Origin of the sequence: Streptomyces sp. WAC05292 (genome assembly GCF_003949955.1) — a bacterium.
In the GTDB taxonomy this organism is placed as follows: domain Bacteria; phylum Actinomycetota; class Actinomycetes; order Streptomycetales; family Streptomycetaceae; genus Streptomyces; species Streptomyces globosus.
On the sequence record NZ_RPSE01000439.1, the window covers coordinates 1 to 4,968 of the forward strand.

The window sequence follows — 4,968 nt, forward strand, 5'->3', positions numbered from 1 at the left end:
AGGAGGAGGAGGGTGCCGAGCGTGCGTCGCAGGACTCTCATGGCCCAGGTATAGGCCAACTCGCCTGCGGGGGGCGGTGCGAGAATCGCAGGATGGCGGAAATCATCCAGAAGGACGGTACGTGGGGCTTCGACGGGGACGCGGTGCGGATCGTGCCCGGGCGGGACAAGGGGGTGGGCCTGCTGCGCCAGAGCCTCGGCGAGGTGGTCGTGCCGCTGCGCGCCATCGCCGGGATCAGCTTCGAGCCGGGCCGCAAGGCGGGCCGGCTCCGGCTCCGCCTGCGTGACGGTGCGTGCCCGCTGCTCCAGGTGACCGGGGGGCGGCTGCCGGAGTCCTCGGACCCGTACCGGCTGGCGGTGGAGTCGGACCGGTCGGGCGTGGCCGAGTACTTCGTGGACGAGGTGCGCAACGCGCTGCTGCTGGAGCAGGTGGAGTCGGGCCCGGTGGAGGCGTACCTGCTGCCGGGGCCGGCGGTGCCGATCACGGTGGCGGCGGGCGACGGGACGGTGGCCTTCGACGGCGACCGGGTGGGCCTGGACTGGAACTGGACGACGGAGGAGGCCAAGAGCTCCGGGGGGCCGCGGGAGTTCCGGGTGGCGGACTTGCGCGGGGTGGAGTGGTCGCCGTCGAAGGGCCTGGACAACGGGTGGATCCGGTTCACGCTGGCCGGGGCCCCGCCGGCGCCCGCGCCCAAGTACGACCCGTACACGGTGGAGCTGTTCGGCTTCCGCAAGGACCCGCTGATGGCGCTGGTCGCGGCGGCGGTGGCGGTGCGGATGCCGCACCCGGCGGCGGTGCCCGGGCAGGTCCCGGCGGCGGCCGCGGCGGCGGCGCCGGAGCTCGCGGCGGGGGCGCCGGAGCCGACGGGACCGGAGGACCACGACGCGCTGCTGCGCCGGCTGCGGGAGCTGGGCGACCTGCACCAGTCGGGGATCCTGACGGCGGACGAGTTCACGGCGGCCAAGCAGGCCGTTTTGCGGCGTTTCTGACCGCTTCCGTAGCGGATCGACGCATTCCGCTGGTCCAGACCAGCGCGATCCTGCCCGGTTTCGGGCAGGATCTTTGCGTTCCTGCACTTCTCCCGTCAATATCTACGAGTGCTCGACCGCCGCCCGTCATACGACGACCTCGTCGACCACCTGGTACGCAGCACCTCGCTCCAGCGCGGTGAGGCCGCCCGGGTGGTGCTCGACGTGCTCGCGTACTTCGACGAGACGACCGAGGAGTTCGTCCGCCGCAGGCACCGCGAACTCCAGGCCGGCGGGGCGGTCAACGCCGAGATCTTCGAACGGATCGCGGCCGAGCTGCCGCACCGCGCCGTGGCACCGCCGGAGCTGTCGCTGCGGCAGCTGCGGCGCATCGTCTACGGCTGAGCGCCGCGGCACGGCACGGCACGGGCAATCCGAACCTCAGGAGGGGCAGTACTTCATGTGCGGAATCGTGGGATACATCGGCAAGCGCGACGTGGCGCCGCTGCTGCTGGAGGGCCTCCAGCGTCTGGAGTACCGCGGGTACGACTCGGCGGGCATCGTCGTCAACAGCCCGAAGTCCACGGCGCTGAAGGTCGTCAAGGCCAAGGGCCGCGTCCGTGACCTGGAGACCCGGGTCCCCAAGCGCTTCGCCGGCACCACCGGCATCGCGCACACCCGCTGGGCCACCCACGGCGCCCCGAGCGACATCAACTCCCACCCGCACCTGGACGCGGAGAACAAGGTCGCCGTCGTCCACAACGGCATCGTCGACAACGCCGCCGAGCTCCGCGCCAAGCTGGAGTCCGAGGGCGTGGTCTTCGTCTCGGAGACCGACACCGAGGTCATCGTCCACCTGATCGCCCGCTCCCAGGCCGAGAGCCTGGAGGAGAAGGTCCGCGAGGCCGTCAAGGCGATCGAGGGCACCTACGGCATCGCCGTGATGCACGCCGACTTCGCCGACCGCATCGTCGTCGCCCGCAACGGCTCGCCGGTCGTCCTCGGCATCGGCGAGAAGGAGATGTTCGTCGCCTCCGACGTCGCCGCGCTCGTCGCCCACACCCGCCAGGTCGTCACCCTCGACGACGGCGAGATGGCCACCCTGAAGGCCGACGACTTCCGCACCTACACGACCTCCGGCGCGACCACCACCGCCACCCCGGAGACCGTCGAGTGGGAGGCCGCCTCCTACGACATGGGCGGCCACGACACCTACATGCACAAGGAGATCAGCGAGCAGCCCGACGCGGTCGACCGCGTCCTGCGCGGCCGCATCGACGACCGCTTCTCCACCGTCCACCTCGGCGGCCTGAACCTCGACCCGCGCGAGGCCCGCGGCATCCGCCGCGTCAAGATCCTGGGCTGCGGCACCTCGTACCACGCCGGCATGATCGGCGCGAGCCTGATCGAGGGCATGGCCCGCATCCCCGCGGACGCCGAGCCGGCCTCCGAGTTCCGCTACCGCAACCCGGTCGTGGACCCCGACACCCTGTACATCGCCGTCTCCCAGTCCGGCGAGACGTACGACGTGCTGGCCGCCGTCCAGGAGCTCAAGCGCAAGGGCGCCCGCGTCCTCGGCGTCGTCAACGTGGTCGGCTCCGCCATCGCCCGCGAGGCCGACGGCGGCGTGTACGTGCACGCCGGCCCCGAGGTCTGCGTCGTCTCCACCAAGTGCTTCACCAACACGGTCGTGGCGTTCGCGCTGCTCGCCGTGCACCTCGGCCGCATCCGCGACCTGTCCGTCACCGACGGCAAGCGGATCATCGAGGGCCTGCGCCGCCTGCCCGCCCAGATCGAGGAGATCCTCAAGGGCGAGGAGGACATCAAGGAGCTGGCCGCCCAGTACGCCGACGCCAAGTCGATGATGTTCATCGGCCGCGTCCGCGGCTACCCGGTCGCGCTGGAGGCCTCCCTGAAGCTCAAGGAGATCTCCTACATCCACGCGGAGGCCTACCCGGCCTCCGAGCTCAAGCACGGCCCGCTCGCCCTGATCGAGCCGGCGATGCCGACGGTCGCGATCGTCCCCGACGACGACCTGCTGGAGAAGAACCGCGCCGCCCTGGAGGAGATCAAGGCCCGCAGCGGCCGCATCCTCGCCGTCGCGCACCGCGAGCAGGAGAAGGCCGACCACACCATCATCGTCCCGAAGAACGAGGACGAGCTGGACCCGATCCTGATGGGCATCCCGCTCCAGCTGCTGGCCTACCACACCGCCCTGGCCCTGGGCCGGGACATCGACAAGCCGCGCAACCTGGCGAAGTCCGTCACCGTCGAGTAGCGGCGGCGGGCGGCCGCGCCGCCCCGCCGAGGCGCGCCGAAACGGCCGAACGGCCCCCGGTCCGAGGACCGGGGGCCGTTCGCGTGCCCGCGCCGCTTCCCGTGCGGCGCCGCCTGGCGGGACGGCGCCGACCGGGTCAGCCCGCGGCGGCCGCGCTCCTGCGGCCGGAGGTGCGGCCGAGCGCGGTCGGCCAGTCGGCGAGCGCCGCCGTCGCGCCGTACCAGGACATCAGCCCGGACACGGCGGCCACCCAGCCGGCGGCCTTGCCCAGCCCGCCGCTGTCGGCGAGGGTGCCCACGGCGAGGAGGACGAGGGAGAGGGTGAGCAGGGCGTAGGCGCCCTGGCCGAACAGCCCGCCCGGCGCGCCCAGGGTGAGGGTCAGCGCGAGCAGGGCGAAGAGGAGCAGGAACAGGCCGGCGGCGTTGGCCGAGACCTTCGCGTCGGCCCCGTGGGCCCACGTGAACCAGAAGGCGCCGAGGCCGGCGAACGCCGTGCCGTTGAAGCCGTTTCCGCCGCGGTACTCCAGGAGTCCGAGGACGAACAGGGCGAGGCCGCCGACGTAGGTCGCGAGTGAGACGGAGTCGGCCGCGGACACCCCGCCGACGATGCCGGTCTGTCCGATTCCGAAGGCGAGAAGGGTGAGACCCAGGGCCATGTTCCCGAGGGTCGAGGTGGAGGCCGTGCTTCCCGCAGAGACACCGTTGTCCACGGCGGGCTCCCTTCGATCTGCAGTTGTTGCTGCGTCCCAGCAGCATTTATCTACCCTTTACAGGGGTGCACAACCGCACAATCGACACCTGCGGGATTACGGAATGACAACGACCGGTCGCTGTGCGCGCTTGGCCAGCCGGCCCGCGACCGACCCGAAGATCCGGCCCACGATCCCGTGCGTCGAGCCGACCACGATGGCGTCGGCCGAGTACTCCCGCCCGACCTCCTCCAACTCGTGGCAGATGTCGCCGCCCCGCTCCACGAGGATCCACGGCACCTCGGCCAGGTAGTCCGCGCAGGCCAGCTCCAGGCCCAGCACCTCCGTGCGGTGGTCCGGGACGTCGACGAAGACCGGCGGTTCGCAGCCCGCCCACACCGTGGTGGGCAGCCGGTTCGCCACGTGCACGATGATCAGGCCGGAGCCGGAGCGCCGCGCCATGCCGATCGCGTACGCCAGGGCGCGCTCGCTGGAGGTGGAGCCGTCGAAGCCGACCACCACGCCGTGGCGGAAGGCCGGGTCGCAGGGGTGGCGCGCCTCGTCCGCCGCGCGCACGTCGCTCGGCACGTGGTCGGCGAGCGGCTTGCGCTTGCGGTCCGCGGGTTCGGGGAATTCGTGACCGGCCATGGGTGTCTCGGCGAAGAGGTCCTCGGGCGAAGGGACAAGACGGCGGGGCGGCAGTGGGTGAAATCGACGACGCAGGGTGACGGAGCTCTGTCCGGGAAGCATCTTCCCAAGCCCTTACCCCTCAGGGTACGGCGACACTCCTGTCCTGCACAGGGCATGCAGCACTTGGAGAGCGTCCCAGGGAGCATGCCGGAGGCGGGCCTCCTTGGCAATGGCCGCTGGCCCCTACAGCCAGTGACGGACGGGCCGCCGCGCCACCCGTGCGCGCAGTGACCGAGCCCCGCCGGGCGCCGTTGGACAGGCGTCCGACCGTCCAGGAAGAGCCCGCAGGGAGCACGCCGTGCCCGGCCATCCGGTTCCGCCCGCCCAGCCCGCCGAGCCGGTGC

General features: G+C 72.0%; 5 protein-coding genes. 3 read left to right on the forward strand and 2 right to left on the reverse strand.

The features are described 5' to 3' along the window. Positions 1–92 precede the first annotated feature (92 nt). From EF903_RS28695 to glmS, 3 genes are all read left to right on the forward strand, one after another. Positions 93–989 (forward strand): DUF4429 domain-containing protein, encoded by an 897-nt coding sequence (locus EF903_RS28695; RefSeq protein WP_125547927.1) that lies wholly within the window; start codon positions 93–95, stop codon positions 987–989. Positions 990–1,097: 108 nt separating this feature from the next. Further along, on the forward strand, positions 1,098–1,373 hold the full coding sequence (locus EF903_RS28700; protein WP_114057660.1) for a hypothetical protein: 276 nt from the start codon (positions 1,098–1,100) through the stop codon (positions 1,371–1,373). A 55-nt stretch (positions 1,374–1,428) separates the two neighbouring features. Continuing rightward, positions 1,429–3,246, forward strand: a complete 1,818-nt coding sequence (glmS, locus tag EF903_RS28705) for a glutamine--fructose-6-phosphate transaminase (isomerizing) (protein WP_125547928.1) — start codon at positions 1,429–1,431, stop codon at positions 3,244–3,246. Between the two features lie 136 nt (positions 3,247–3,382). Here glmS and EF903_RS28710 read toward each other — a convergent pair whose 3' ends face one another. Together EF903_RS28710 and EF903_RS28715 are read right to left on the reverse strand one after the other, a co-directional pair. Further along, complete coding sequence (locus tag EF903_RS28710; protein ID WP_125547929.1) at positions 3,383–3,955, reverse strand: GPR1/FUN34/YaaH family transporter; 573 nt, start codon at positions 3,953–3,955, stop codon at positions 3,383–3,385. 96 nt (positions 3,956–4,051) lie between these two features. Further along, positions 4,052–4,582 (reverse strand): universal stress protein, encoded by a 531-nt coding sequence (locus tag EF903_RS28715; protein ID WP_114057663.1) that lies wholly within the window; start codon positions 4,580–4,582, stop codon positions 4,052–4,054. Positions 4,583–4,968 lie beyond the last annotated feature (386 nt).